28 protein-coding genes and 1 riboswitch are annotated in these 25,747 nt (G+C 70.9%); of the genes, 20 read left to right on the top strand and 8 right to left on the bottom strand.

Annotated features, from left to right (window positions below):
* Nucleotides 1-43: 43 nt before the first annotated feature.
* From hpaE to ACFUTX_RS02345, 11 genes are all read left to right on the top strand, one after another.
* The gene (hpaE, locus tag ACFUTX_RS02395) at nucleotides 44-1,555 is read left to right on the top strand and encodes a 5-carboxymethyl-2-hydroxymuconate semialdehyde dehydrogenase (RefSeq protein WP_378860594.1); all 1,512 of its coding nucleotides are present in this window, start codon (nucleotides 44-46) and stop codon (nucleotides 1,553-1,555) included.
* 14 nt (nucleotides 1,556-1,569) lie between these two features.
* Nucleotides 1,570-2,730, top strand: coding sequence for a 3,4-dihydroxyphenylacetate 2,3-dioxygenase (gene hpaD / locus ACFUTX_RS02390; protein ID WP_378860593.1), 1,161 nt, complete (start codon nucleotides 1,570-1,572; stop codon nucleotides 2,728-2,730).
* Nucleotides 2,727-3,515 carry a 2-keto-4-pentenoate hydratase gene (locus ACFUTX_RS02385; RefSeq protein WP_378860592.1) on the top strand — a complete coding sequence of 263 codons (789 nt, stop codon included), beginning with the start codon at nucleotides 2,727-2,729 and terminating at the stop codon, nucleotides 3,513-3,515. The genes hpaD and ACFUTX_RS02385 overlap by 4 nt, the downstream gene beginning before the upstream one ends.
* Nucleotides 3,500-4,303: an HpcH/HpaI aldolase/citrate lyase family protein gene (locus ACFUTX_RS02380; RefSeq protein ID WP_378860591.1), complete on the top strand. Its 804-nt coding sequence runs from the start codon at nucleotides 3,500-3,502 to the stop codon at nucleotides 4,301-4,303. The genes ACFUTX_RS02385 and ACFUTX_RS02380 overlap by 16 nt, the downstream gene beginning before the upstream one ends.
* Nucleotides 4,304-4,370: 67 nt before the next feature.
* Entirely contained in the window at nucleotides 4,371-5,168 is a 798-nt protein-coding gene (locus ACFUTX_RS02375; protein WP_378860590.1) for a transglutaminase family protein, read from the top strand.
* Nucleotides 5,169-5,212: 44 nt separating this feature from the next.
* Nucleotides 5,213-5,785 (top strand): hypothetical protein, encoded by a 573-nt coding sequence (locus ACFUTX_RS02370; protein WP_378860589.1) that lies wholly within the window; start codon nucleotides 5,213-5,215, stop codon nucleotides 5,783-5,785.
* 186 nt (nucleotides 5,786-5,971) lie between these two features.
* Nucleotides 5,972-6,835, top strand: coding sequence for an ABC transporter substrate-binding protein (locus tag ACFUTX_RS02365; protein WP_378860588.1), 864 nt, complete (start codon nucleotides 5,972-5,974; stop codon nucleotides 6,833-6,835).
* Nucleotides 6,836-6,860: 25 nt separating this feature from the next.
* A complete protein-coding gene (locus tag ACFUTX_RS02360; protein WP_378860587.1) occupies nucleotides 6,861-7,739 on the top strand; it encodes an amino acid ABC transporter permease in 879 nt (292 codons plus the stop codon).
* The gene (locus tag ACFUTX_RS02355) at nucleotides 7,736-8,473 is read left to right on the top strand and encodes an amino acid ABC transporter ATP-binding protein (RefSeq protein WP_378860586.1); all 738 of its coding nucleotides are present in this window, start codon (nucleotides 7,736-7,738) and stop codon (nucleotides 8,471-8,473) included. Before ACFUTX_RS02360 ends, ACFUTX_RS02355 begins: the two co-directional genes overlap by 4 nt.
* Nucleotides 8,474-8,548: 75 nt before the next feature.
* Complete coding sequence (locus tag ACFUTX_RS02350) at nucleotides 8,549-8,812, top strand: type II toxin-antitoxin system Phd/YefM family antitoxin (RefSeq protein WP_378860585.1); 264 nt, start codon at nucleotides 8,549-8,551, stop codon at nucleotides 8,810-8,812.
* Complete coding sequence (locus ACFUTX_RS02345) at nucleotides 8,809-9,066, top strand: type II toxin-antitoxin system RelE/ParE family toxin (RefSeq protein WP_378860584.1); 258 nt, start codon at nucleotides 8,809-8,811, stop codon at nucleotides 9,064-9,066. The genes ACFUTX_RS02350 and ACFUTX_RS02345 overlap by 4 nt, the downstream gene beginning before the upstream one ends.
* A 78-nt stretch (nucleotides 9,067-9,144) precedes the next feature.
* Here the strand turns inward: ACFUTX_RS02345 and ACFUTX_RS02340 are convergent, their stop codons facing one another.
* Complete coding sequence (locus ACFUTX_RS02340) at nucleotides 9,145-9,525, bottom strand: hypothetical protein (protein ID WP_378860583.1); 381 nt, start codon at nucleotides 9,523-9,525, stop codon at nucleotides 9,145-9,147.
* Nucleotides 9,526-9,746: 221 nt separating this feature from the next.
* Between ACFUTX_RS02340 and ACFUTX_RS02335 the strand changes: the two genes are divergently transcribed.
* The gene (locus ACFUTX_RS02335; protein WP_378860582.1) at nucleotides 9,747-9,890 is read left to right on the top strand and encodes a hypothetical protein; all 144 of its coding nucleotides are present in this window, start codon (nucleotides 9,747-9,749) and stop codon (nucleotides 9,888-9,890) included.
* 25 nt (nucleotides 9,891-9,915) lie between these two features.
* On the opposite strand, the gene ACFUTX_RS02330 is transcribed toward ACFUTX_RS02335, so the two are convergent.
* Complete coding sequence (locus tag ACFUTX_RS02330; RefSeq protein ID WP_378860581.1) at nucleotides 9,916-10,797, bottom strand: bifunctional methylenetetrahydrofolate dehydrogenase/methenyltetrahydrofolate cyclohydrolase; 882 nt, start codon at nucleotides 10,795-10,797, stop codon at nucleotides 9,916-9,918.
* Nucleotides 10,794-12,068: a serine hydroxymethyltransferase gene (gene glyA, locus ACFUTX_RS02325; RefSeq protein ID WP_378860580.1), complete on the bottom strand. Its 1,275-nt coding sequence runs from the start codon at nucleotides 12,066-12,068 to the stop codon at nucleotides 10,794-10,796. The genes ACFUTX_RS02330 and glyA overlap by 4 nt, the downstream gene beginning before the upstream one ends.
* Nucleotides 12,069-12,149: 81 nt before the next feature.
* Nucleotides 12,150-12,234, bottom strand: a riboswitch (ZMP/ZTP riboswitch).
* A gap of 96 nt (nucleotides 12,235-12,330) precedes the next feature.
* On the opposite strand from glyA, the gene ACFUTX_RS02320 reads away from it, so the two are divergent.
* From ACFUTX_RS02320 to ACFUTX_RS02285, 8 genes are all read left to right on the top strand, one after another.
* On the top strand, nucleotides 12,331-13,839 hold the full coding sequence (locus tag ACFUTX_RS02320; protein WP_378860579.1) for a beta-N-acetylhexosaminidase: 1,509 nt from the start codon (nucleotides 12,331-12,333) through the stop codon (nucleotides 13,837-13,839).
* On the top strand, nucleotides 13,836-14,963 hold the full coding sequence (gene nagA / locus ACFUTX_RS02315) for an N-acetylglucosamine-6-phosphate deacetylase (protein ID WP_378860578.1): 1,128 nt from the start codon (nucleotides 13,836-13,838) through the stop codon (nucleotides 14,961-14,963). The genes ACFUTX_RS02320 and nagA overlap by 4 nt, the downstream gene beginning before the upstream one ends.
* 451 nt (nucleotides 14,964-15,414) lie before the next feature.
* A complete protein-coding gene (locus ACFUTX_RS02310; RefSeq protein WP_378860577.1) occupies nucleotides 15,415-17,340 on the top strand; it encodes a sigma-70 family RNA polymerase sigma factor in 1,926 nt (641 codons plus the stop codon).
* A gap of 59 nt (nucleotides 17,341-17,399) precedes the next feature.
* A complete protein-coding gene (locus ACFUTX_RS02305) occupies nucleotides 17,400-17,777 on the top strand; it encodes a YrdB family protein (protein ID WP_378860576.1) in 378 nt (125 codons plus the stop codon).
* Nucleotides 17,774-19,165, top strand: a complete 1,392-nt coding sequence (locus ACFUTX_RS02300; RefSeq protein WP_378860575.1) for an FAD-binding oxidoreductase — start codon at nucleotides 17,774-17,776, stop codon at nucleotides 19,163-19,165. Before ACFUTX_RS02305 ends, ACFUTX_RS02300 begins: the two co-directional genes overlap by 4 nt.
* Nucleotides 19,162-19,560, top strand: coding sequence for an NUDIX domain-containing protein (locus tag ACFUTX_RS02295; RefSeq protein WP_378860574.1), 399 nt, complete (start codon nucleotides 19,162-19,164; stop codon nucleotides 19,558-19,560). The genes ACFUTX_RS02300 and ACFUTX_RS02295 overlap by 4 nt, the downstream gene beginning before the upstream one ends.
* Before the next feature lie 169 nt (nucleotides 19,561-19,729).
* Nucleotides 19,730-20,191 (top strand): hypothetical protein, encoded by a 462-nt coding sequence (locus ACFUTX_RS02290; protein ID WP_378860573.1) that lies wholly within the window; start codon nucleotides 19,730-19,732, stop codon nucleotides 20,189-20,191.
* Complete coding sequence (locus ACFUTX_RS02285; protein WP_378860572.1) at nucleotides 20,116-20,562, top strand: hypothetical protein; 447 nt, start codon at nucleotides 20,116-20,118, stop codon at nucleotides 20,560-20,562. Before ACFUTX_RS02290 ends, ACFUTX_RS02285 begins: the two co-directional genes overlap by 76 nt.
* A gap of 16 nt (nucleotides 20,563-20,578) precedes the next feature.
* Here ACFUTX_RS02285 and ACFUTX_RS02280 read toward each other — a convergent pair whose 3' ends face one another.
* The 5 genes from ACFUTX_RS02280 to ACFUTX_RS02260 all read right to left on the bottom strand — a co-directional run bounded on the left by ACFUTX_RS02280 (nucleotide 20,579) and on the right by ACFUTX_RS02260 (nucleotide 25,651).
* Nucleotides 20,579-21,358: a glucosamine-6-phosphate deaminase gene (locus tag ACFUTX_RS02280; protein ID WP_378860571.1), complete on the bottom strand. Its 780-nt coding sequence runs from the start codon at nucleotides 21,356-21,358 to the stop codon at nucleotides 20,579-20,581.
* Complete coding sequence (locus ACFUTX_RS02275) at nucleotides 21,351-22,277, bottom strand: ROK family protein (protein ID WP_378860570.1); 927 nt, start codon at nucleotides 22,275-22,277, stop codon at nucleotides 21,351-21,353. The genes ACFUTX_RS02280 and ACFUTX_RS02275 overlap by 8 nt, the downstream gene beginning before the upstream one ends.
* Nucleotides 22,278-22,320: 43 nt before the next feature.
* A complete protein-coding gene (locus ACFUTX_RS02270) occupies nucleotides 22,321-23,292 on the bottom strand; it encodes a carbohydrate ABC transporter permease (protein WP_378860569.1) in 972 nt (323 codons plus the stop codon).
* A complete protein-coding gene (locus ACFUTX_RS02265; protein WP_378860568.1) occupies nucleotides 23,289-24,266 on the bottom strand; it encodes a carbohydrate ABC transporter permease in 978 nt (325 codons plus the stop codon). Before ACFUTX_RS02265 ends, ACFUTX_RS02270 begins: the two co-directional genes overlap by 4 nt.
* Before the next feature lie 98 nt (nucleotides 24,267-24,364).
* Entirely contained in the window at nucleotides 24,365-25,651 is a 1,287-nt protein-coding gene (locus tag ACFUTX_RS02260) for an extracellular solute-binding protein (protein WP_378860567.1), read from the bottom strand.
* Nucleotides 25,652-25,747 lie beyond the last annotated feature (96 nt).

Below are 25,747 nucleotides of genomic sequence, written 5' to 3'. Positions count from 1 at the left end.
GCACGCCCGGCGAACACCCCGGACTTCCCACGAAGGAGCACCCATGACCGACACCGCCACCACGGCGCGGCACGTTCCCGCCGATCTCCCCGACCGCATCCAGCACTACATCGACGGCGAGTTCGTCGACTCGGTCGACGGCGACGCGTTCGACGTGCTCGACCCGGTCACCAACGAGACGTACCTGCGGGCCGCCGCCGGCAAGAAGGCCGACATCGACCGCGCCGTCTGGGCGGCACGACGCGCGTTCACCGAGGGTCCGTGGCCCCGGATGCTGCCGCGCGAGCGGTCCCGGATCCTGCACCGCATCGCCGACATCGTCGAGTCGCGCGACGCGCGCCTGGCCGAACTCGAGTCCTACGACTCGGGGCTGCCGATCACCCAGGCGCTCGGCCAGGCCCGGCGCGCGGCCGAGAACTTCCGCTTCTTCGCCGACCTGATCGTTGCCCAGACGGACGACGCGTTCAAGGTGCCCGGACGCCAGCTGAATTACGTCAACCGCAAGCCGATCGGCGTGGCGGGGCTCATCACGCCGTGGAACACGCCCTTCATGCTCGAGTCGTGGAAGCTCGGCCCGGCGCTGGCCACCGGCAACACGGTGGTGCTCAAGCCCGCCGAGTTCACGCCCCTGTCGGCCTCGCTGTGGGCGGGGATCTTCGAGGAGGCGGGGCTCCCCCAGGGCGTGTTCAACCTCGTGAACGGACTCGGTGAAGACGCGGGCGACGCCCTGGTGAAGCATCCGGATGTCCCTCTCATCTCGTTCACGGGCGAGAGCCGCACCGGGCAGATCATCTTCGGCAACGCCGCGCCCTTCCTGAAGGGCCTGTCGATGGAGCTGGGCGGCAAGTCGCCCGCGGTCGTCTTCGCCGACGCCGACCTCGAGGCCGCGATCGACGCCACGATCTTCGGCGTGTTCTCGCTCAACGGCGAGCGGTGCACGGCGGGTTCGCGCATCCTCGTCGAGCGCCCGATCTACGACGAGTTCGTCGAGCGCTACGCCGCGCAGGCGTCGCGCGTGATCGTGGGCGATCCGCAGGACCCGAAGACCGAGGTCGGCGCGCTCGTGCACCCCGAGCACTACGACAAGGTGATGAGCTACATCGAGATCGGCAAGAGCGAGGGGCGTCTCGTCGCCGGCGGCGGTCGGCCGGACGGCTTCCCCACGGGCAATTACGTGGCCCCGACGGTGTTCGCGGATGTCGCGCCCGACGCGCGGATCTTCCAGGAGGAGATCTTCGGCCCGGTCGTGGCGATCACGCCGTTCGACACCGACGACGAGGCGCTCGCCCTCGCCAACGGGGTGAAGTACGGGCTCGCCGCCTATGTCTGGACCAGCGACCTGAAGCGCGCCCACAACTTCTCTCAGGCGATCGAGGCCGGCATGGTGTGGCTCAACTCGAACAACGTGCGCGACCTGCGCACCCCGTTCGGCGGGGTGAAGGCCTCGGGCCTCGGCCACGAGGGCGGGTACCGGTCGATCGACTTCTACACCGACCAGCAGGCCGTGCACATCACGCTCGGCCCCGCCCACAACCCGACTTTCGGAAAGAACTGACGTAGGAACGTGAAATGAGCCACCGCGACGACATGACCCTCACCTCCTCGGGCTTCTTCGTGAGCCAGGAGGCGCCGATCCGCTCCGACAACCCGGTGCCGACGCCGACGGCTCCCGCGCCGGACGTGCTGCGCTGCGCGTACATGGAGCTCGTCGTCACCGACCTCGCCGCGTCGCGCGAGTTCTACGTCGACGTGCTCGGGCTGTACGTCACCGAGGAGGACGGCGAGGCGATCTACCTGCGCTCGACGGAAGAGTTCATCCACCACAACCTCGTGCTGCGGCAGGGAGACGTCGCCGCAGTCGCCGCGTTCTCATACCGGGTGCGCACGTCCACGGACCTCGACAAGGCGGTCGCGTTCTACGAAGAGCTCGGGTGCGAGGTGCGCCGCAACCCGGACGGGTTCACGAAGGGCATCGGCGACTCAGTGCGGGTGATCGACCCGCTCGGCTTCCCGTACGAGTTCTTCCACCAGACCGAGCACGTCGAGCGGCTCTCGTGGCGCTACGACCTGCACACGCCGGGCGAACTGGTGCGCCTCGACCACTTCAACCAGGTCACACCCGACGTGCCCCGCGCGGTGAACTTCATGCAGTCGCTCGGGTTCCGCGTCACCGAGGACATCCAGGACGAAGAGGGCACCGTGTACGCGGCGTGGATGCGCCGCAAGCCCACCGTGCACGACACCGCGATGACCGGCGGCGACGGCCCCCGCATGCACCACGTCGCGTTCGCCACCCACGAGAAGCACAACATCCTCGCGATCTGCGACAAGCTCGGCGCGCTGCGCCGGTCGGACGCGATCGAGCGCGGGCCCGGGCGGCACGGCGTGAGCAACGCGTTCTACCTTTATCTGCGCGACCCCGACGGGCACAGGGTGGAGATCTACACGCAGGACTACTACACGGGCGACCCCGACAACCCGGTCGTCACGTGGGACGTGCACGACAACCAGCGGCGCGACTGGTGGGGCAACCCCGTGGTCCCGTCGTGGTACACCGAGGCATCCGTCGTCCTCGATCTCGACGGCAACCCGCAGCCGGTCGTCGCGCGGACGGACTCGTCCGAGATGGCGGTCACGATCGGCGCCGACGGCTTCTCGTACACGCGCCCCGGCGACGACGCGATGCCCGAGTACAAGCAGGGCGAGTACAAGCTCGGCCATCAGCTATGACTCTCACCCCCGACGTCATCGCGCAGCTCGCCGAGGAGCTCGCCGAGGCCGACCGCACGCACGGCGTCATCCCGAGGATCACGGCCCGCCACCCCGAGGCGACGGTCGAGGACTCGTACGCCATTCAGGGCGTCTGGCGCGACCGCAACCTCGCCGCCGGCCGGCGCCTCGTGGGGCGAAAGATCGGGCTGACGTCCAGGGCGATGCAGCAGGCGACCGGCATCAGCGAGCCGGACTACGGCGTGATGTTCGACGACACGGTGTACCGCAGCGGTGCCGACATCCCGGTCGCGCACTTCTCGAACGTGCGCGTCGAGGTCGAGCTGGCGTTCGTGCTCGCGAAGTCGCTGGAGGGTCCGGATGCCTCTCTCCGCGACGCCCTGGACGCGATCGAGTACGCCGTGCCCGCCCTCGAGGTGCTGAACTCGCACATCGAACTCGAGGGCCGGACCATCGTCGACACGATCGCCGACAACGCCGCGTACGGTGCGATGGTGCTCGGCGACGTGCGCAAGACGCCCGACGAGGTCGACCTGCGCTGGGTGCCGGGCGTGCTCTCACGCAACGGCGAGATCGAGGAGACGGGCGTCGCCGCGGGCGTGCTCGGCCATCCCGCGACGGGCGTCGCCTGGCTGGCGAACAAGTTCCACCAGCATGGCGCGCGCCTCGAGGCGGGTGAGATCATCCTCGCGGGGTCGTTCACGCGGCCCATGTGGGTCTCGCAGGGCGACACCGTCCGCTGCGAGTTCGGACCGATGGGAGAGATCACGTGCCGCTTCGTCTGAGTCCGACGTTCCGCGACGCCTTGGCCGAGGCGGACAGACCGCTGGCCGGCATGTGGGTGTGCTCGGGATCCCCGCTCGTCGCCGAGATCTGCGCCGGCTCGGGTCTCGATTGGGTGCTGATCGACATGGAGCACTCCCCCAACGGACTGGAGTCGGTGCTCGCGCAGCTGCAGGCGGTGGCGGCGTATCCGGTGACGCCGATGGTGCGGGTGCCGATCGGAGACGTCGTCACGCTCAAGCAGGTTCTCGACCTCGGCGCGCAGAACATCCTCGTCCCCATGGTGTCGTCGGCCGACGAGGCGCGGGCGGTGGTCGAGGCGGTGCGCTACCCGCCCCGCGGCCGACGCGGTGTCGGCTCGGCCTTGGCGCGTTCGGGGCGGTGGAACCGGGTGGACCAGTACCTCGAGACCGCCGACGACCACGTGTCGCTGTTCGTCCAGGTCGAGACCGTCGAGGCGGTCGAGGCGGCGGCCGACATCGCCGCGGTCGACGGTGTCGACGGGGTGTTCGTGGGGCCGAGCGATCTCGCGGCCTCGATGGGGCTGCTCGGCAGGCAGACCCATCCGGATGTCACATCTGCCGTCCGCCGTGCGTTCGAGGCGGTGCGCGGAGCGGGCAAGCCGGTCGGCGTGAACGCGTTCGATCCGGACGTCGCGCGCTCGTACCTCGACGCCGGAGCGGCGTTCGTGCTCGTCGGCGCCGATGTGGCGCTCCTCGCCCGGGGGTCGGAGCGCCTCGCCGCCGACTTCGTCTCCACGGGCCACGACCCCGAGCGCGCCTCGTACTGACCCGCCCGCCCACCCCGCCTGCTGTCAAGGGGCGTGGGGCGCGCGTGAGGCGTGGCACGCTGGGGGCATGCAGAGGGATGTCTCCAGCCGCGTCGTGCTCGATGTGACGGCGCCCGCCGACCTGGTGTTCGCGATCGCCGTCAGCCGGCAGTACGCGCCGTCGTCGGAAGAGCTCATCGCGACGCTCGACGGTTCGCCCGTCGACGTGCGCGAGGTCGAGGACTCCCACGGCACGCGCCTGCACCGCATCTCGAGCGCGACGGGCCGGCTCGAGGTCTCGTACCGCGCGACCGTCGACGGTACGGCCGCCGGCCTCGACGCGAGCGAGTCCGAGCTGTTGCACTACGGTCGCCCCAGCCGCTACGCGGAGTCGGATGCGCTCGCCCCGACCGCGGGTGCCGAGTTCTCGGGCATCCACGATGTCGCGCAGCTGCTCGCGTCGGTCTCGTCGTGGGTCGGCACCCGGCTGGCGTACGTGCCGGGCTCGTCGCTCCCGACCGACGGCGCGACCCGCACCCTCCTCGCCCGCCAGGGCGTCTGCCGCGACTACGCCCACCTGGTCGTCGCGCTCCTGCGCGGTCTCGGCATTCCCGCACGGCAGGTGGCGGTGTATGCGCCGGGGCTGTCGCCGATGGACTTCCACGCCGTCGCCGAGGCGTGGATCGACGACGCCTGGCGGGTGGTCGACGCGACCACCTTGGCGCCCCGGTCGACGCTCGTGCGGATCGCGACGGGACGCGACGCGGCCGACACCGCGTTCCTCACGATCGTGGCCGGACGCGCCGACCTGGTCGAGGTCGAGGTGACGGCGACCGCCGACGCCCTGCCCGACGACGACATCGACCAGCTGGTGTCGATCGGCTGACCGCGGCCCTCCCCCGCCTTCGGCGGACGTGGCACAGTGATCCCATGAAGAAGTGGATCGTCCGGTTCGTCTCGCTGCTCGTCTTCAACGTGGTCGTGCTGCTCGTGATCGGGTTCCTCACGCCGGCTCGTGTGGGCTGGTCGGCGCTGTGGGCGGGGATCGTGCTCACCGCGCTCGTCATCTGGGTGAAGCCGCTCGTGCACCGCTGGTTCCGCTCGATGGCGGCGAAGTCGTCCCACCAGCGCACCCGCGCCGGCGAGAAGCTCGTCGAGTTCCTGCTCGCGTTCGCGGTGGCGTTCCTGGTCTGGATCGCCACGGTCTTCCTCTCCGGCGTCTCAATCGGCGGCGGCATCCTGGGCTCCTTCTGGGGCTACGTCCTGCCGCCGATCATCTTGCTCATCGGCTGGGCGGTCTACGACGCAATCGACGACCGCGTCGAGGGGCACGCGGGCGCTCTCTACGACCGGGCGGCGGGCGCCCGCGGCGCGAGAGGGACGGATGCTGCGACCCCCGCCGTGCCGCAGAACCCCGAGGCTGCGGCGGCCGGCCGCCGCGAGTTGAACGACGGGCTCACCGACGAGCAGCGCCGGATGCTGGACGAGCTCGGCAAGAACTGAGCCCGGCTGTCGATCGGCGACCGCCTCGATCGTCATGGTGGTGTCGCACACAGACGAAAGGACGACACTGCGCCGCCCTCGCCGCGGCCGAGGCGCGCGTGTCACGGCCGTAACAATGTGACGCCGAACGGCGCCTGGACCGTCCGGCGTCGGGATGATGGAGCCACCCGAGTTCTGGAGGCTTCCATGTCGCGTCCTGTCCTGCTCCGCTCCGCCGCCGTCGGCATCGCGATCGCGGCCCTCGCGCTCACCGGATGCGCGACCGGATCTTCCGCCGGATCGCCCTCCGGCGAGGCATCCGAGTCCGCCTCCGAAGGATGGGTGACCGACGGCAAGTTCACCGTCGCGACGGGTGAGCCCGCCTACTACCCCTGGGTGATCGACGACGACCCCGAGAGCGGCGAGGGCTTCGAGGCCGCGGTCGCCTACGCCGTCGCCGAAGAGCTCGGCTTCGCCGCCGAGGACGTCGTCTGGGTGCGCACCGGCTTCGAAGAGGCGATCGCGCCCGGACCGAAGGACTTCGACGTCAACCTGCAGCAGTTCTCGATCACCGACGAGCGCAAGGAGTCGGTCGACTTCAGCTCGCCGTACTACGAGACGACCCAGGTCGTCGTCACGACCGGTTCCTCGCCGGCCGCCGACGCGACGTCGATCGCCGACCTGAAGGAGCTGCTCATCGGCGCGCAGACCGGCACGACCAGCTTCACCACCATCGAGTCGGTGATCGATCCCACGCAGGGCGCGCAGGCGTTCAACACGAACGACGACGCGAAGCTGGCCCTCGAGAACGGTCTCGTCGACGCGATCGTCGTCGACCTTCCGACGGCGTTCTACATCTCGGGCGTCGAGCTGACGGACGGCGTGCTCGTCGGCCAGCTCCCCACGCCCGAAGGGTCGACGGGCGACCAGTTCGGCTTCGTCCTGGCGAAGGACTCGCCCCTCACCGAGCAGGTATCGGCCGCGGTCGACGCCCTGCGCGAAGACGGCACGCTCGACGAGCTGGCCGCCGAGTGGCTGGGCGGCGAGGGCCAGGCCCCCGTGCTCCAGTGAGCCGGCGTCGCAGTACCCTGGCCGGATGACAGCCGCACCCGGCCGGGTCGCCGACACTCCGCGCGCGGTGAGCGCCGTCGAGCTCGAGCGTCAGGCCTTCCGCAAGAGACAGGGGGCCCGCTCGGTCGCGATCAGCGTCGTCTCGACGCTCGTCGTCGCGGCGCTGGCGTGGGCGCTGATCATCAATACGCCCGGGTGGGCAGCGGTGCAGCAGCAGTTCTTCAACCCGGAAGTGGCGCTCGCGTCGCTCCCCCGCGTCTGGGACGGATTCCTGCTGAATCTGCGGGTGCTGGCCATGGCGTCGGTGCTCGTCCTCGTGTTCGGTCTGCTGCTCGCGGTGCTGCGCACCCTGCGGGGGCCCGTATGGCTGCCGCTTCGCGCACTCGCGGCCGCGTACACCGACGTGTTCCGCGGCATCCCGCTCATCATCGTGCTGTACCTCGTCGGGTTCGGCATCCCGGGCCTGCAGATGATCCCCGAACGCCTGCCCACGGAGTTCTGGGGGACCATCGCCATCACCCTCACCTATTCGGCCTACGTGTCGGAGGTGTTCCGCGCGGGCATCGAGGCGGTGCACCCGTCGCAGCGCCACGCGGCGCGCTCGCTCGGCCTCAGCCACGGCCAGACCATGCGGCTCGTCGTCGTGCCGCAGGCCGTCCGCAAGGTGACCCCGGCGCTGATGAACGACTTCGTCGCGATGCAGAAGGATGTCGGGCTCGTCTCCCTCCTCGGGGCGGTCGACGCCGTGCGCGCGGCGCAGATCGAGACGGCGGCGTACTTCAACTTCACCCCGTACGTCGTGGCGGCGGTGCTCTTCGTGCTGCTCGCGATCCCGACCATCCGCCTCACCGACTGGTACACGGCGCGCGTGCGAGCCCGCGAGCAGGTCGGGGGCATCGTATGACCGAGCCGGTGCTCAGCCTGCAGGACGTGTGGAAGTCGTTCGGCGACCACGACGTGCTCCAGGGGATCGACCTCGACGTCGCGCCCGGCGAGGTGGTCGCGCTTATCGGCGCGAGCGGCTCGGGCAAGTCGACCCTCCTGCGCACGGTGAACCTGCTGGAGCCGATCGACGACGGACGCATCGTGCTCGCGGGTCGCGACATCAGCGATCCGCGCGCCGACGTGGACGCCGTCCGGGCTCGGATCGGCGTCGTCTTCCAGCAGTACAACCTCTTTCCGCACCTGACCGTGCGCGACAACATCACGCTCGCACTCCGGCACGTGCACCGCTATCCGAGGGCGAAGGCGGATGCCGCGGCATCCGCTCTCCTCGAGCGTGTGGGCCTGTCGGCGAAAGCGGGAGACCACCCCGACCGTCTCTCGGGCGGCCAGCAGCAGCGCGTCGCGATCGCCCGCGCCATCGCCACCGACCCCGATCTGCTGCTGCTCGACGAGATCACCTCGGCTCTGGACCCCGAGCTCGTCGCGGACGTTCTCGACCTGGTGCGCTCGCTCGCCGACGACGGCATGACCATCGTCATGGCGACCCACGAGATGGCGTTCGCCCGCGACGTCGCCGACCGGGTCGTGTTCCTCGACGGCGGCCGGGTGCTCGAATCCGGTACGCCGGCCGAGGTCTTCGGGGCGCCGCGCGAGGAGCGCACGCGCTCGTTCCTCGCGCGCTTCACGGCGTGACGGCCGCCGGACCGCGGCAGATCGGCGATATTGGGATTTCCGCGCGTTCCGTACGTTTCGCTTTATAATGGCTCTATGACTCAGGTTGCCATCACCGACGCCCGCAGCCGCCTCGCGGCGATCGTCGACGAGGCGCGCACCGAGCCCGTCTATCTCACCCGCCGCGACCGCCCTGTCGCGGCCGTCGTCGACACGCAGATGCTCGAGCGGCTGCTGGAAGACGCCGAAGAACTGGCCGACATTCGCGCCGTCGACATTGCATGGGAGGAAACGGAACGTCTCGGCGAGACGCCCGTCCCGTGGGAGGACGTCAAGCGCGACCTCGGCCTGACTTCGTGATCTACCACGTTCAGATCCTGCCTGTCGCTGTCAGAGAGATCCGCAAGCTTCCTCCCGAAGCGAAGCGGCGCGTGCAAGCGGCGATCGAGCTGCTCGCGGAGAACCCGCGGCCGCCGGCTGCGAAGAAGCTCACGGCCCGCCCAGAATGGCGTGTTCGCACTGGCGACTATCGGGTGCTCTACCGAATCGAGGACGACATCCTCACCATTGTCGTCGTTCGCGCGGGACATCGCCGCGACATCTACGAGCGCTGAAAGCGAGGTCGGGGCATCTCGGGAGGAGCAGACGCGCTTCTTCCCCGTGCGCTTCGCGTTGTGACCCCGGGCTGATGGTCACGTCCAGGGAAGGCGCGTGGACTCGACCACGTAGATGGCGATCGCGACGAGCAGGGCGCCGACGGCCATCGCTCCCATGAACCATGCGAGGCGCCGGTTCGTGTCGGCACGGGCGCCGCCCCGCCGAGACACGATGAGCATCACCACCCAGATGACGGCGACGTACAGGATGCCGATCACCGGCAGGATGATCTGCAGCTGGAACGCGAAGCAGTACAGCACGATCGCAACGACGGCGAGCACCCCCGCGGGCACGAGCCAGCGCGACGTCGAGCCGTAGCGGAGCGCGGGCTGCGCGGTCACGTCGTTCGGATTCGGCACCGGCTGCTCATCGGGCAGCCGCTCCGGCCCGTGCGGTTCGTGGCGGTCGTCGGTCATCGTGTCGCTCCTCCGGGTCGCCTCCAGCCTGCGCGACGCCGGCCGGTTCGCCCCGGGGGTTGACAGCTCGCGGGACAGTGGAGCCGACGCATGGCCGGCGGAACGCCTCGAGTGCGCCTACCCGATGCGGCCTTCCGCAGGGCCGCACTTATCCACAGCTGCAAACGGCCGGTGGCTCGACCTTCGTAGGCTAGGGGCACCCGCAGGAGAAGAGGAATGTCGTGATTCAAGCATTCGGCCTCGGCGTTCTTCTCGTCCTCGCGCTTGGCTTTCTCGCGTTCGCTACCGTCATCCTCGTTCAGTTCGTCCGCATCGGAATCCAGGCCAAACAGCACGCGGAGGGTGGTGCGGACGATCAGGATTGACGAGGCGCGTCGCGGCGCACCGCGGTCAGACGGCGAGGCGCTCCGCGGCTTCGACGACGTTCGTCATCAGCAGCGCGACCGTCATCGGACCGACTCCCCCGGGGTTCGGCGAGAGGAACCCCGCCACCTCGGCGACGTCGGGCGCGACATCCCCGTAGACGCGGGACTTGCCGGTCTCGGGGTCGATCTCTCGCGTGACGCCCACGTCGAGCACGGCCGCTCCGGGCTTCACGTGCTCGGCCCGGACGATGTGCTTCACTCCGGCCGCCGCGACGATCACGTCGGCCTGACGCAGGTGGTGGCCGAGATCGGCGGTGCCGGTGTGAGTCAGCGTGACCGTGGCGTTGTACTCGCGCCGCGTCAGCAGCAGCCCGATCGAGCGGCCGATCGTGACGCCGCGGCCGACGACGACGACGTCCTTGCCGGCCAGGTCGTAGCCGTTGCGCAACAGCAGTTCGATCACACCGCGCGGGGTGCACGGCAGCGGCGACGTGATCGGGCTGTTGACGTTGAGCACCAGCCGCCCGAGGTTGGTGGGGTGCAGGCCGTCGGCGTCCTTCGCCGGGTCGATGCGCTCGAGGATCGCGTCGGTGTCGAGATGCTTGGGCAGGGGCAGCTGCACGATGTAGCCGTGGCAGTCGGGGTCGGCGTTGAGCTCGTCGATCAATGCCTCGACGTCGGCCTGCGTCGCGTCGGCCGGGAGTTCGCGCTGGATCGAGTTCATGCCGATCGACTCGGACTCACGATGCTTCATGCCGACGTAGAGCTGCGACGCGGGGTCCGCGCCGACGAGCACCGTCGCGATGCCCGGGACGATGCCCCGCTCCTTCAGCGCCGCGACGCGTCCGCGCAGCTCTTCCTTGATCTCGGCCGCCGCCGCCTTGCCGTCGAGCCTGGTCGCCGTCACTGCTGCAGGCCGGGGTAGAGCGGGAAGGCGGCGGTCAGCGCAGCCACGCGAGCGCGGAGCGCCTCGACATCGGCACCGGGCAGGAGCGCGAGCGCGATGACGTCGGCGACCTCGGTGAACTCGGCATCGCCGAACCCGCGCGTGGCGAGCGCCGGGGTGCCGATGCGCAGACCCGACGTGACCATCGGGGGGCGCGGGTCGTTCGGCACGGCGTTGCGGTTCACCGTGATGTGGATCTCGTGCAGCAGGTCTTCGGCCTGCTTGCCGTCGATCTCGGCGTTGCGCAGGTCGACGAGCACGAGGTGCACGTCGGTGCCACCCGAGCGAACGGTGATGCCGGCATCCGTCACGTCCTGCTGCGACAGCCGCTCGGCGATGATCTTCGCGCCCCGGACCACGCGCTCCTGACGCTCGCGGAACTCGGGGGTGCCGGCGAGCTTGAACGCGGTCGCCTTCGCGGCGATGACATGCATGAGCGGTCCGCCCTGCTGCCCCGGGAACACGGCCGAGTTGATCTTCTTGGCGATGTCGGCGTCGTTGGTGAGGATGAAACCGGAGCGGGGACCGCCGATGGTCTTGTGCACGGTCGACGACACGACGTGCGCGTGCGGGACGGGCGAGGGGTGCAGGCCGGCGGCGACGAGACCGGCGAAGTGGGCCATGTCGACCCAGAGCAGCGCACCGACCTCGTCGGCGATCGCACGGAACGCGGCGAAGTCGAGCTGGCGGGGGTAGGCCGACCATCCCGCGATGATGACCTTCGGCTGGTGCTCGACGGCGAGGCGACGCACCTCGTCCATGTCGATGGTCGAGGTCTCGGGGTCGACGCCATAGGCGACGATGTCGTACAGCCGGCCCGAGAAGTTGATCTTCATGCCGTGCGTGAGGTGGCCGCCCTGGTCGAGCGACAGGCCCAGCAGGGTGTCGCCGGGGCGGGCGATCGCGTGCAGCACGGCAGCGTTGGCGGTGGCACCCGAGTGGGGCTGCACGTTGGCGTACTCGGCGCCGAACAGCTCCTTCGCACGGGCGATCGCGAGTTCTTCGGCGACGTCGACCTCTTCGCAGCCGCCGTAGTAGCGACGGCCCGGGTAGCCCTCGGCGTACTTGTTCGTGAGCACCGAGCCCTGCGACTGCAGCACCGACACGGGCACGAAGTTCTCGGAGGCGATCATCTCGAGGTAGCCGCGCTGGCGCTCGAGTTCCCGCTCGAGCACCTGGGCGATCTCGGGGTCGACCTCGGCGAGCGGGGCGTTGAAGTACTGATCGGTCATGACGATCTCCTGACGACGGCGGGTTCGGGAGCCGCTTGCGGACGGCCGGTGGTGGAGTTGGTCGCGAAAGCGACCGTATCGAAACCCGGCCCAGGCGTGCGGTCGAATGCCCTCGTCGGTCGCTCCCCGGTGGTAGCCCACCTCAACGCCAGTCGCGACACCCCGAGCATAACGGATGGCCCCCGACACGCGGCACTCGACGTCCCCTTGTGACGGGCGATAGGCTGGGCCCGACCCCTATTTGTTAGGACTCTTTACCACTGTGTCGCTCGCACTCGTCCCCGCGCCCTCGTCCGTCGAGCAGCTCTCTGGCGCTCCGTTCCGGCTCACCGAGAACACACGGCTGACAGGAGATCCGGATGCCGCGGCCACCCTCTCCGCCCTGCTTCGGGCGCGCACCGGCTCCGCCCCCGCGGACGGCGGCGGGCCGGCCATCGACCTGCGGCTCGAGAGCGGCGGCGCCGCCGAGTCGTACCGCCTCACGGCCGACGAGGCATCCGTCACCGTGTCCGGCGCCGACGCGGCCGGCCTCTTCTACGGCGTGCAGACCCTCGCGCAGCTGCTCCGGCGCGACGGCGACGACTGGATCGTGCCCGCGGTGCGCATCGACGACGCGCCGCGGTTCCCCTACCGGGGAGTGATGCTCGACGTCGCGCGGCATTTCCACTCGGTCGAGACGGTCAAGGCCTACATCGACCACGCCGCGACCCTGAAGCTCAACGCCCTGCACCTGCATCTCAGCGACGACCAGGGCTGGCGCCTCCAGCTGCACTCGCGGCCGAAACTGACCGAGCTCGGCTCATCGTCGGCGGTCGGCGGCGACGCCGGCGGCTTCTACACGAAGGACGGCTACCGCGAGATCGTCGCGCACGCGGCATCCCGTCACATGCTCGTCGTCCCCGAGATCGACATGCCCGGTCACACCCACGCGATCGGGCTGGCCTATCCCGAACTCGTCGAGGAGCCCGTCCTCAGCGACCTGATCCGCGACAGCGCCGCGGCGAGGGGCGAGGATCTCCCCGAGAACGGCGTGCCGTACCAGGGGATCGCGGTAGGGTTCTCGTCCCTGCGGATCTACGACGAGGCGACGTATGACTTCGCCGCCGACGTGTTCGGCGAGCTCGCCGGCATGACCCCCGGCCCCTACCTGCACCTCGGCGGCGATGAGGCGCTCGGAACGCCCGACGACGACTTCGCCCTCTTCGTCTCGCGGGTGAGCGGGATCATCGCCGACCTCGGCAAGACCCCGGTGGCGTGGCACGAGGCGGGCCTGGCGCCCGATCTCGCCGACACCACCGTCGGTCAGTACTGGGGGTACGCGACGCCCACCGACGGCATGGACGACAAGGCCCGCGCCTTCGTGCGCAACGGCGCCCAGCTGATCCTGTCGCCGGCCGACGCGATCTACCTCGACATGGCCTACCCCGACGGACCCGACCTGGGCCTGACGTGGGCGAACGGGCCGACCAGCGTGCGGCGTGCGTACGACTGGGAGCCGGGTTCGCTCATCGACGGCGTCGACGACGACGACATCCTCGGCATAGAGGCGCCCCTGTGGAGCGAGACCGCGCGCACGCTCGCCGACATCGAGACGCTCGCGTTCCCCCGCATCGCCGCGGCCGCCGAGGCCGGCTGGTCGCCCGCGACCGGGGCGAGCGAGCTGCGCACGTGGGAATCGTTCCGAGCCCGCGCGGCAGGTCTCGGGCCGCTGTGGAGCTCGCTCGGGATCCGCTTCCACCCCAGCCCCGAGATCGACTGGGCCACCGAGTGAGCACGCTCGTCCACTCGGTGCGACTCGTCGACGGCGGCAGCGTCACCGACGACGCCTGGGTGCTCTTCGCCGACGGGCGCGTCGCCGCGATCGGCAGCGGCCCATCGCGACCTGACGCCGACGAGGTCGTCGACGGCGGGGACGGATGCCTCACCCCCGGCTTCCTCGACATCCACGGGCACGGCGGGGCCGGCCGCAGCTACGACGACGGACCCGAGGCCATCCGCGAGGCCCGCGCGCTCCATTTCGCCCACGGCACCACGAGAGCGGTCATCTCGCTGGTCACGGCCGGGATCGACGACCTGGCGGCCCGCGTCGCGATGGTCGCGGAGCTCGCCGAGGCCGATGCGACGATCCTCGGGTCGCACCTGGAGGGCCCGTTCCTCGATCCCGCACACCGGGGCGCGCACGACCCCGGGCTGCTGCGGGCGCCGGACGCGGCATCCGTCGACCTGCTGCTCGAGGCGGGGCGGGGCACGATCCGGCAGGTGACGCTGGCGCCGGAACTGCCCGGCGCCGATGACGCGATTGCCCGCTTCGCGCGTGCCGGCGTGGTGGTCGCCGTCGGGCACACCGACGCCGACGCGGCGACCGCGCGGCGCGCCTTCGACGCCGGAGCGACGGTCCTCACCCATGCGTTCAACGCCATGCGCGGCATCCACCATCGGGCACCCGGGCCGGTCGTCGCGGCGCTGCGGGATCCGCGGGTCACGCTGGAGGTCGTCGCCGACGGAGTGCACGTCGACCTCGACCTCGTCGCCACGCTCTTCACTGCAGCCGGGCAACGGATCGCGTTGGTGACCGACGCGATGGCGGCGGCGGGCGCGAACGACGGCGCCTACGAACTCGGCGGGCTGGCCGTGACGGTCACGGGCGGCGTCGCCCGTCTCGACGACGGCGGGGCGATCGCCGGTTCGACCCTCACCCAGGACGAGGCGCTGCGACGGGTCGTCGCTGCGGGTGCCGACCTGGCCACCGCGGTGGGGGCCGTCACGAGCACCCCGGCGCGCGCGATCGGCCGGCCCGACCTCGGAACCCTCGCAGAAGGGGCGATCGCCGACGCGGTGCTGCTCGACGCCGACCTGCGCGTACAGCGCGTATGGGTTGCCGGGCGCCAGATCTGACCCCGCCCAGTGAGTGGGCCCTCCGCCGCGCAATCCGGGGTGTCGCCCGGCGGAGGGAGTTGACGAGACGCCGACGCCCCCGGTGTGCGGGCTCTCATACCCGTGTGGGGCGGAACCAGCGGTCCCTCCCCCGAGTTCCCGCGAGTTCCGCCCCGCCGGGCACGACACCCGGAGGTGTCGTCGCCGTAGCCCGCCACCGACCCCCAGGGGCCGAACAGCGTCTCTGACCATGAGACGGGCGAGTTCGCGTTCTATTACGCGAGTCGCGGAAATCGGATGCCGCTGCTCTGCGCGTCGGTGGTGCACCGGCGAAGCCGCCCCTGGCCAAAACGCCGATCGGCGCACAGAATGGGTCGTGCGCGGAGTGCCCCCGGCTCCGCGGCGGACCACCGACGCCATCCGGCGTCGTCCGATCACCCGCGGGGCCGGCGCGCACGCCGGGGACAGAGACGTGACCGACCGAGACGAGCCGACCGCCGCCGCCGACGCGGACCTCGTGCTGCGCTCGCGCTCCGGCGACCGCGGCGCCTTCGGCGAGCTGTGGCGACGCCACTACCGGTCCGGCGTCGTCGTCGCGCGCAGCATCTCTCCGGCCGCCGACGCGGACGACCTCGTGCAGGAGGCGTACACGCGGATCTTCCACTCCATCCAGCGCGGCGGCGGACCGACCGGGTCGTTCCGCGCCTACCTGTTCACGAGCATCCGCAACACCGCCGCCGACTGGGCGCGGGCCCGTCACGAGACGACCATCGAAGAGCTCGACTCCCTCGAAGACCCGGCCAGCAGCGAGCAGGCGACCGCCGACTCCCTCGACCGCAGTCTCACGCATCAGGCGTTCCGCAGCCTCCCCACCCGGTGGCAGGAGGTGCTGTGGTACTCCGAGATCGAGGGCATGAAGCCCGCCGAGATCGCGCCGCTCCTCGGCCTCAAGCCGACCGCTGTCGCGCAGCTGGCGTTCCGGGCACGAGAGGGGCTGCGCGAAGCCTGGGTGCAGGCGCACCTGGGGTCCGTCGCCGAGGACTCCGACTGCGCCTGGGCGATCGCCCGCCTCGGCGCGTACACGCGCGACAACCTCGGGCGGCGCGACCGGCCGCGGGTCGAGCGCCACGTCGCCTCATGCCCACGGTGCATGATCGTCGCCGGTGAAGCACGCGAGGTGTCGAGTCGTCTCGCGTGGGTCCTCGTGCCCCTCACGATCGGTGTGGGCGGAACGGCCGGATACCTCGCCACCCTGCAGACCGGCGCGCCGGCGATCGCACTGGCGGCGATGCCGTCCGCGGTCGTCCAGGGCGCCGCGAGCGCCGGGGCAGGAGCCGGGGCGACCACCGCGGGCGCCGGCGTGGCCGTGCCGGCCGCCGCGGGTGCGGTGGTCTCCGGCGCAGCGGTCCCGGGCGCGGCCGGTGCGACTGGTGCGACGCTCGGCGTCGCGGCCGGGAGCACGACCGCGGGAGGCGTCGCCGCGGGATCGGTCGCCGCCGGTGCGGCCGGCGCGACGGCGGTCGCGGGAACCGCGGGCGGGCTCCTGTCGGGCACCGGGCTGAGCGTGGCCGCGGCCGCGTTCGCGGTCGCCGGGACGGTCGCGGTCGGCGTCGCGCTGCCGGCCACCACCGAGGCATTCGTCGCCCCGCACACCATCGAGACCAGCGCCGACCCGTCGGCCACTGCCGCGCGATCTCCGGCGTCCGATCAGGCGCCCGGCCCCTCGCCGGCCGACATCCCCGCGATGGGACCGGACGACGCGCCGGGAGCGGGGGGCCCGGATGCCGGGAGCCCCGGTGCGCCAGGGGACGACGATCTCGGCCCCGCGGGTGAACCCGGCGCGGGCAAGAGCGCGTCCGCTGCCACGGGCGGCGGGCAGGGCGCGACCGGCTCGGGAGCGGCGGGCACGGCGGACGACAAGGCGAAGGGCGCCGGCACGGCCGAAGGCTCCGCGACCGGCACCGCGTCCGGCGCCGATGGCAGCGGCTCGGGGAACGGAAACGGGAATGGCGGCGCGGGCGCGCACGGGCAGGGCGGCGCACCCGAGACGGGCGCGGGCACGGGCGGCTCGGTGGCACCCGCGGGATCCGGGCCGGGATCCGCCGGAGCGGGGTCCGCACGCACCGCGCTCCCCTCGGTCGTCTCGAGCTCGTCTCAGCAGATCTCGGGCGCGACCGTCGTCGAGGTGATCGTCGCGGGCCCGGCGGGGGCCACCGTCGAGGCGAGGATCCGCGGCACCCTCCAGGCGTCCGCGCCGATCGGCGCCGACGGCACGGCACTCCTCGTCCTGCGTCCGTCGGCGAAGGACGTCGCGGCCGACGCCCGCGTCGAGCTGCGAACCGTCGACGGCGCCGCCGGAGGCCCCGCCCTCGGCCGCCGCCTCAGCGACCTGCTCTGAACCGCGCCGGGCTCCCGCTTCGCCGACGGGCCCACCGGCGGGCGACCTAAACTGGGGGCATGCCCGACTCCGCCAGCCCCGCCGAGCCCGCCCCCGGCACCCGCGCCCCGCTGTCGGCGATCGACATCCTCGCCTTCCTCTGCGAGCTGTTCGCCTTCGCGACCCTCGCCATCTGGGGCTTCGCGTCGTGGCCGTTCCCCTGGAACATCGTCGCCGGCATCGGCGCCCCGCTGCTGGCGATCCTGGTGTGGGCGCTGTTCGTCTCGCCGCGCGCCGTGATCCCGGTGCACCCGTTCGTGCGCGCTCTGGTCGAGCTGCTCGTCTACGTGGCGGCGACGATCGCCTGGTGGAGCATGGGTCAGGCGTGGGTCGGTCTGATCTTCGGGGTCGTCGCCGTCACGATCGGAGTGATCGCCGGACGGAGACGGTTCGCGTGACCGGGTCTCCCGACGTCGTCGCGCGCCTGCGCGCCGCGTTGGCTGACCGGGTCGACACCGCCCCCGGTGCGCTCCACGCCGCCCGTGCCGACAAGTCGGGGCACGCGGCATCCGGAACCCCGCTCGCCGTCGTGCACGCGCGCACGGTAGACGACGTGCAGGAGACCCTGCGGATCGCGACGGCGACCGGCACCCCTGTCGTCACGCGCGGAGCCGGCACGGGCCTCGCCGGCGGCGCCAACGCGGGAGATGGCGAGATCGCGCTCTCCGTGCGCGGCATGGACCGCATCCTCAAGGTGCGCCCCGACGATCTGCTCGCGGTCGTCGAGCCCGGCATCATCAACGCCGACCTCAACGCCGCCCTCGCCGAGCAGGGGCTGTGGTGGGCACCCGACCCTGCCAGCCGCGCGATCTCGACCGTGGGCGGCAACATCGCGACCGGCGCCGGGGGCCTGCTGTGCGCGAAGTACGGCGTCGTGCGCGACGCCGTCCTCGGCGTCGACCTCGTGCTCGCCGACGGTCGGCTGCTGCGTCTCGGGCACCGCACCGTGAAGGGCGTCACCGGCCTCGACCTCACGTCGCTCGTCATCGGGTCCGAGGGCACCTTGGGCGTGATCGTGGGGGCGACCCTCAAGCTGCGCCGGCTGGTTCCCGGCGAGGTGTGCACGATCGCCGCGACCTTCGCCGACGTGCGGACCGCAGCCGAAGCATCCGCCGCCGTCACCGCCTCGGGCGCGCAGCCGTCGATCATGGAGCTGATGGACGGCTCCTCCCTCGCGGCGGTGCACCGGCTGCTGTCGCTGCCGGCGCCCACGCCGGGCGCTGCGCAGCTGACGATCCAGACCGACGGCCCCGCCGCCGTCGCCGAGGCGGACGCGATCGCGGCCGTTCTGCAGGCGTCGGGCGGCACCGTCGCCGTCTCGCACGACCGCGACGAGGGCGAGAGGCTGCTGGCCATCCGGCGGGCGATGCATCCGGCGATGGAGACGCTCGGCACCGCGCTCATCGAAGACGTCTCAGTGCCGCGGAGCGCTCTCCCCGCGATGTTCGACGAGATCGCCCGCGTCGAGCGCGACCACGGCATCGTGATCCCGACCGTCGCCCACGCCGGTGACGGCAACCTGCACCCGAACTTCATCTTCCACGCCGAGCCCGACGAGTTCGGCGTCGTCGAAGCTCCGCCCGAGATCTGGGATGCCGCCGACGACCTGTTCCGCGCGGCGCTGCGCCTGGGCGGCACGCTCACCGGCGAGCACGGCGTCGGAGTGCTCAAGCGCCGCTGGCTGGCCGACGAGCTGGGCGACGACCAGTGGGAGCTGCAGCGTCAGGTGACGCGAGTGTTCGACCCGGCGGGCATCCTCAACCCCGGCAAGGTGTTCGCGCCGTGACCGATCCGGTCGTGCACGTCAGCGCCGCCGTCGTGACCGACGGGTCGGGACGCGCCCTGGTCGTGCGCAAGCACGGAGCGACGGTGTTCCAGCAGCCGGGCGGCAAGCCCGACCCCGGCGAGACGGCGCTCGATGCGGTCGTGCGCGAGGTGCGGGAAGAGACGGGCATCGTGGCGGACGCCGGGTCATTCGTGCCGCTGGGACGGTTCACGGATGCCGCCGCCAACGAGCCGGGTCACCGCGTCGTCGCCGACGCCTTCGCGCTGCGCTCGACCGCCGTCGCCGTGGCGGGTGGCGAGATCGCGGAGCTGCGCTGGGTGGGACCGGACGACGTCGCGGCCACGCCGCTGGCCCCACTGAGCCGCAACCACCTGCTCCCCCTCGCCTGGCGCTGACCGCGGCCGCCGGGGGTCCCCGGCGCGGCCCCCGCCCAAGAAGGCAGTTATCCACAGTTCCTTCTTTCTCAGAGGTTGAGAGCATCAAGAGATATAGCTTCTTTCCATGACTGGATCTTCTCACCTCGCCGCGTTCACCGCCCGGAGGACTGCCTACGTCGCTGCGCTCATGGCCTTCGTGCTGGCATTCACGTTGGCGTCCCCCCAGCCGGCGAATGCGGCGCCCGTTCGATACAAGGTGATCGACAAGACGTCCAAGCTCAACGTCACGGGGCCGGTCTTCGCGACCTGCAGGATCACAACGACCGGCGGCGGATGCGACATCGCCCGCGGCAAGAGCGTGGATCGAACGATCGGGCTCGACCTCGGCGCGAGCCGATCGGTGATTTCCGCAGGACTCAGCATCAGCAGTGCCCAGGAGGTGAAGACGACGGTGTCATGTCAGTCACCCAAGCTGCGAGCGGGGCAGACATGGCGTGCCCGAGCGGTCGGCACTCGACACAGTTACCGGGTGCAGAAGCAGGTGTCGTACAAACCGCGAGTGGGCCGCACGAGATGGCGAACGCAGGCAACCAGTTCGAAGCTGACGGCGTTCGACCCGAAACCGAACTCGATCTCGTGCGGGCTGTAGCTGGTTTCTTCGGCGTCGCGCTGATGGCAGCGGCGCCTGCGGGTCTTGCCGGCTGCGCCGATCGATCCATGGAAATCGGCGATGCAGTGGGGAAGCCTCTCGCCGTCGTGGTGGAGGAGGTTCCCGAGACTACGACTCTCCTCATCCAGGACGTGTCCCCGAGGGTCGGGCGCGAGGCCGCCTACTGGAGCGGGCACCACGCGGGTTGGACCGTGATCGCCAGCTGTGCCGACGGTCTACGGCTCGACGACTCGTCCATCGTCGAGGTGGCGGTCATCCCCAGCGAGAGCTTCACCAATGCGGTCCAGAGGGATGTGGCTCGCGACGAATTCCTCACCGCCGTCGACTGCGAGGACCGCCCCTACCGGTGACCCGGCACGGGCATGTCTACAGCCCCTGCCACGCGGGCTTGTTCGCGAAGGCGTAGCGGTAGTAGTCGGCGTGCGCGAGCCGGGAAGCCGCGGCCTCGTCGATGACAACGGTGGTGTGCGAGTGCAGCTGGATCGCCGACCCGGGCAGCGACGCCGTCACCGGTCCCTCGACCGCCCCTGCGACAGCTTCGGCCTTGCCCTCGCCGAACGCGAGGAGCACCAAGTGACGGGCGCGCAGGATCGTGCCGAGCCCCTGCGTGATGCAGTGCCGGGGCACGTCGTCGATCGAGTCGAAGAACCGGGCGTTGTCTTCCCGGGTCTGCTCGGTGAGCGTCTTCACGCGGGTCAGCGAAGCGAACGACGACCCGGGCTCGTTGAAGCCGATGTGCCCGTCGGTGCCGATCCCGAGGATCTGCAGGTCGACGCCCCCGGCCTCGACGATTGCGCGCTCGTAGTCGTCGCCGGCGTGCTCGATCCCCTCCAGCGACCCGTCGGGGACGCGCACCCGCGCCGGGTCGAGGCCGAGCGGCTCGGTGACCTCGCGGGCGATGACGGAGCGGTAGCTCTCGGGGTGGGCGGGGTCCAGACCGACGTACTCGTCCAGGGCGAAACCGCGCACCCGCGACACATCGATGCCCGCGAGCCGCGAGGGCAGCGCGTCGTACACGGGAAGGGGCGTCGATCCGGTCGCGAGCCCGAGCACCGTCGCCGGGTTCCGGCGGATGAGGCGCACGATCTCGTCGGCGACGAGTCCGCCCGCGGCCGCCTCGTCGGGCACGATCACGATCTCAGCCATGCGCGAGCGCCCCCTCCGCGCCACGAGCCGCGCCGATCAGTGCGGCTCCCAGCGCTGCGGCGGGCGACCCGGTCGGCAGCAGCTCGACGCGCTCGTCGAGCCGCAGCGAGCGCATGAAGGGGGATGCCTCGGCACTGGCTGCGAGCTCGGCGCGCACGTCGGCCATCAGCCGGTCGCCCAGCGCGGTGACTCCCCCGCCGAGCACGACCTCGTCAACGTCGGCCGTGAGCACCAGCACCCGCACCGCCGCAGCCACACCGCGTGCGAGATCGCCGCGGAGCACGCGCGCAAGCTCGTCCCCGTGCTCGGCGGCGTCGAAGACATCGCGCACCGGGAGCGGGCCCGGCCGGCCCCACCGCTCGGCGATCGACCCGCCGCCCGCGAGAGCCTCGATGCAGCCGCGCTGACCGCACCGGCACAGCGGCCCGTTCGGGTCGACCGAGATGTGCCCGACCTCGCCGGCCGTGCCCCGCGCGCCGCGCCACAGGCTGCCCTCGCTGACGATGCCCGCGGCGATGCCCGTGCCGAGGTTGAGATACGCCATCGACCCCGACCCGCCGTGCAGCGCGAACGCCCCGAGGGCCGCCGCCTTCACGTCGTTCTCGACTCCCACCGGGACACCGAGCGTCGGCTGGGTGGCCGCGACGAGATCGAGCTCGTCCACGCCGAGGTTCACCGCGTGCACGACACGCCCCGACCCCGGTTCGATCTGGCCGGGGATGCCGATGCCCACCGATCGCACTGCGGCGACGTCGACGCCCGCGTCGGTTCCGAGCGCCCCCACCGCCGCGAGTACGGTCGCGGTGACGGCATCCGTCCCCCATCCGGTGGTCAGCCGCACGCGGCCCACGATCTCGCCCGCGGCGTCGACCGCGACCGCGTCGGTCTTGGTGCCTCCGACATCGAGTCCGACCTTCATCGCCCCGTCTCCCCGCGGGAGAGGGTGTGGTGCACCGCGCGCATCAGCCCTTGACCGCCCCGGACACCAGGCCGCCCGTCATGCGGCCCTGCACGATGAGGAAGAAGATGACGACCGGGATCGCGATCATCGTCGAGCCGGCCATCACCGCACCCCAGTTGACCGCGCCGCCGACCGACGACGACTGGAACGCGTTGAGCCACGGCATGAGCGTCAGGTTGTAGCCCTTGAGGAACAGCAGCGCCATCGTGAACTCGTTCCACGCCTGGATGAAGGCGAAGATGCCCGTCGCGACGAGACCCGGCGCCAGCAGCGGGAACGTGACCCTCCAGAACGCCTGCGACTTGGTGCACCCATCGATCATCGCCGCTTCCTCGAGATCGGCGGGAACCCCCGCGACGAATCCGCGAAGCGTCCAGATGGTGAACGGCACGACCGTCGCGACGTAGACGATCCCCAGACCGAGCAGGGTGTTCATGAGGCGCCAGTCGTCGATCATGCCGTAGATCGTGAACATCATCGCCTCGCCCGGGATCATCTGGACGACGAGCACCGCGACGATGAAGAGGCGGCGGCCGGTGAACGCGAACCGGGCGAGCGCCACGGAGGCGAGGAAGGCGAAGAGGAGCGTCACGACGAGCACTCCGGCGGTGACCGTCAGCGTCGAGCCGAGCGCGTGGCTGAAGTCGGTCTGCCCCGGCGCCGCCTCGCGGCTCCACGCCGAGACGTAGTTGCCGAACGTGAAGTCGAACGGGAACAGCGTGGGATTGCGGCTGATGATCTTCGAGTTCGGCGTGAACGACAGGTTCACCATGTAGTACACGGGGAACACCGACGCCACGAAGACGACGAGCGCCGCGATGTTGAGCAGCGTGCGGGTCAGCACGCGCCTCGATGACGGGCGGCGGGTGTCGATCGAGCGACGCTGCGGGCGCTTGGCGTTGCCGACCTCGCCGAGCACCTCGTCGACGCCGACGGTGCCCAGCTGCATTCCGCTGCTGACCTGGGTGCTCACAGTTCCTCCTCCTTGAGCGTCGTGCGCACGTATCCCCACGAGAGGATGAGCAGCAGCGCGACCATGATCACGCCGATCGTGGCGGTGAAGGCGATCTCGCCGACGCCCTGCCGGAACAGATACGTGCCGAGGACGTTCGTCTCCGAAGCGATGCCGCCGCGCGACTGGAGCGCGTACACCTGCGTGAAGATCCGCAGGTTCCAGATGATCTGCAGCACGAGGACCACCGTCAGCACACTGCGGAGGTATGGGAACACGACGCCCCAGAAGCGCTTCCAGCCGTTGGCGCCGTCCAGGGCGGAGGCCTCGAGCACCTCGGCGGGGACCTGCCCGAGCGCCGCGTAGGTCGTGAAGGCGACGAACGGCACACCCTGCCACACGACGATGATCGTCAGCACGAAGAAGAACGAGAGCGGGTTGAGCAGCCACGAGTGGTTGGTCCAGTCGTCGGTGCCCGTGATCGTGTTGAGCGCCCAGTTGACCAGGCCGTACTGCGTGTCGAAGATCCAGCCCCAGACCACCGTGGCGGTCAGGGGCGGCATCGCCCAGGCCAGCAGCAGGCCGACCGACACGAGGACGCGCCAGGCACGACCGAGCTTGGTCATCAGGACGGCGATCACGACGCCGAGGACCATGATGAACACGGTCATCACGACCATGAGGCCCAGGCTGCGGACCAGCACCACCGGGAAGTCGGACTGCGTGAAGAGGTCGACGTAGTTCTCGAAGCCGACGAAGTCGGGCATCGTCCCCTGGACCTTGTTGCGCACGGTGTAGTCGGTGAACGACTGGATCACCATGAGCACGGCCGGGTAGCCGACCATGACGGCGAGGATGATGACCGATGGCGCCAGCAGCGTCCACGCGCTGCGGGCATCGCGGCGCTTGCGGGCTCTCTCACGCGAGACGGGAGGGCGGGATGCCGCGCGCGGCGTCTGCACCGAGGGCCGGGTCGCGGTCGCGGTGTCGCTCACGTCGTCTCCTTCCGGGGTGTTGCGGGCCTGCGGTCGCGGGCCGTGGGAGTGGAGGGGTCCCGGTCCCGGCGGAACCGGGACCCCTCACCTCCGGGGGGTTACTTGTTGAGGATGTCCTCGATCTGGGTGTCGAGCTCCTCGGCCACCGTCTTGACGTCCTCACCCTGGGCGATGCGCACGAGCGCGTCCGGGATGATCTGGGCCGCCTCGACCTCGCCCCAGTTGGGGCTGGCGGGGGTGAACTTGGAGTTGGCCAGCGCCTCGGCCTGAGCCTTGGCGGAGTCGGTGTCGGGCAGCGACGAGGCCGCCGACTTGATGCCCGGGACGAGGCCCTGCTCGGCGAGGAGCTTCTGGTAGTCCTCCGAGAGCATGATCTCCAGCGCGGCCTTGGCCTTGCCGGGGGCGTCGCTCTTGTAGGCGACGGCCACGTTCGAGCCGCCGGCGAAGATCGGGGCGGTCTCGCCCTCTTCGAGGCCGGGGAGGGCGAACGCACCGAGGTCCTTGGCGTAGGTGTCGGGGCATCCGTTGGACACCTCTTCACCCGCGGCCTCGTCACCCCACGGCCAGGCACCGGTGAGGTTGCCCTCGGCCCAGGCCGGCGTGGAGAGGAAGCCGACTTCGCCCGCGCAGAACGCGATGTTGCCGAGGCGCTCGTTGCCGTCCACGGGGGCGACCGTGGCGTTCTCGTAGACGTCCTGCAGCATCTCGAGACCGGTGACGCTCTCGTCGCTGGAGAACTGCGCGTCCCACGTGTCGCCGTCCTGGACCGCGATCTCGCCGCCGTTCGCCCAGACGTACGGCAGGGCGTTGTACCAGTCGCGGCCCGGAGCGTAGATGCCCGAGACGGTCGCGGTGGTCAGCTCCGTGCCCTGTGCGACGTACTCCTCGAGGGTCGCGGGCAGGGTGTCGCCGACGATCTGCGGGGTGTAGAAGACGACGCGGCCGCCGGCGTAGTACGGGGCCGCCCAGAGCGAGCCGTCGTAGGTGCCGGCCTCGACGAGGCCGGGGAGCAGGTCGTCGCCGCCCAGGTCCTCCTGGATGTCGGAGATGTCGAGGAACAGGCCCTTGTCGGCGAATCCGATGGCCTGGGTGTTGCCGACCTCGACGACGTCCGGGGCGTCGTTCGACGACAGCGCCGCCTCGTAGGTGTCGGAGACGTCGGCCCAGGTCTTCTCCTCGATCGTGAGCGTCCAGCCGTCGTTCTCCTCCTCGAAGGTCTCCTTGAGGTAGTCACGGGCGGTCTGCGGCGTGTCGGTGCCGACCAGCCACACGGTCAGGTCGCCGGTCGCGGCCTCGCTGGGGGCTGCTTCGCCGCCGCCTGCGCATCCGGCCAGAACGACAGCCGAAGCGCCGACGAGCGCGAGGGCTCCGAGCTTCTTGTTCATGGTGTCTTCCTTTGCGTTTTCTCTTGGGTTTGGGCGGGCCGGGTGACCCATCCGAGGGGGGTATTCACGTTCCGCGCGGACCCGGCGAGGGGTGAC

The organism is Microbacterium sp. NPDC057407 (genome assembly GCF_042803895.1).
In the GTDB taxonomy this organism is placed as follows: domain Bacteria; phylum Actinomycetota; class Actinomycetes; order Actinomycetales; family Microbacteriaceae; genus Microbacterium.
This window is presented reverse-complemented; position numbering and strand designations above follow the sequence as displayed.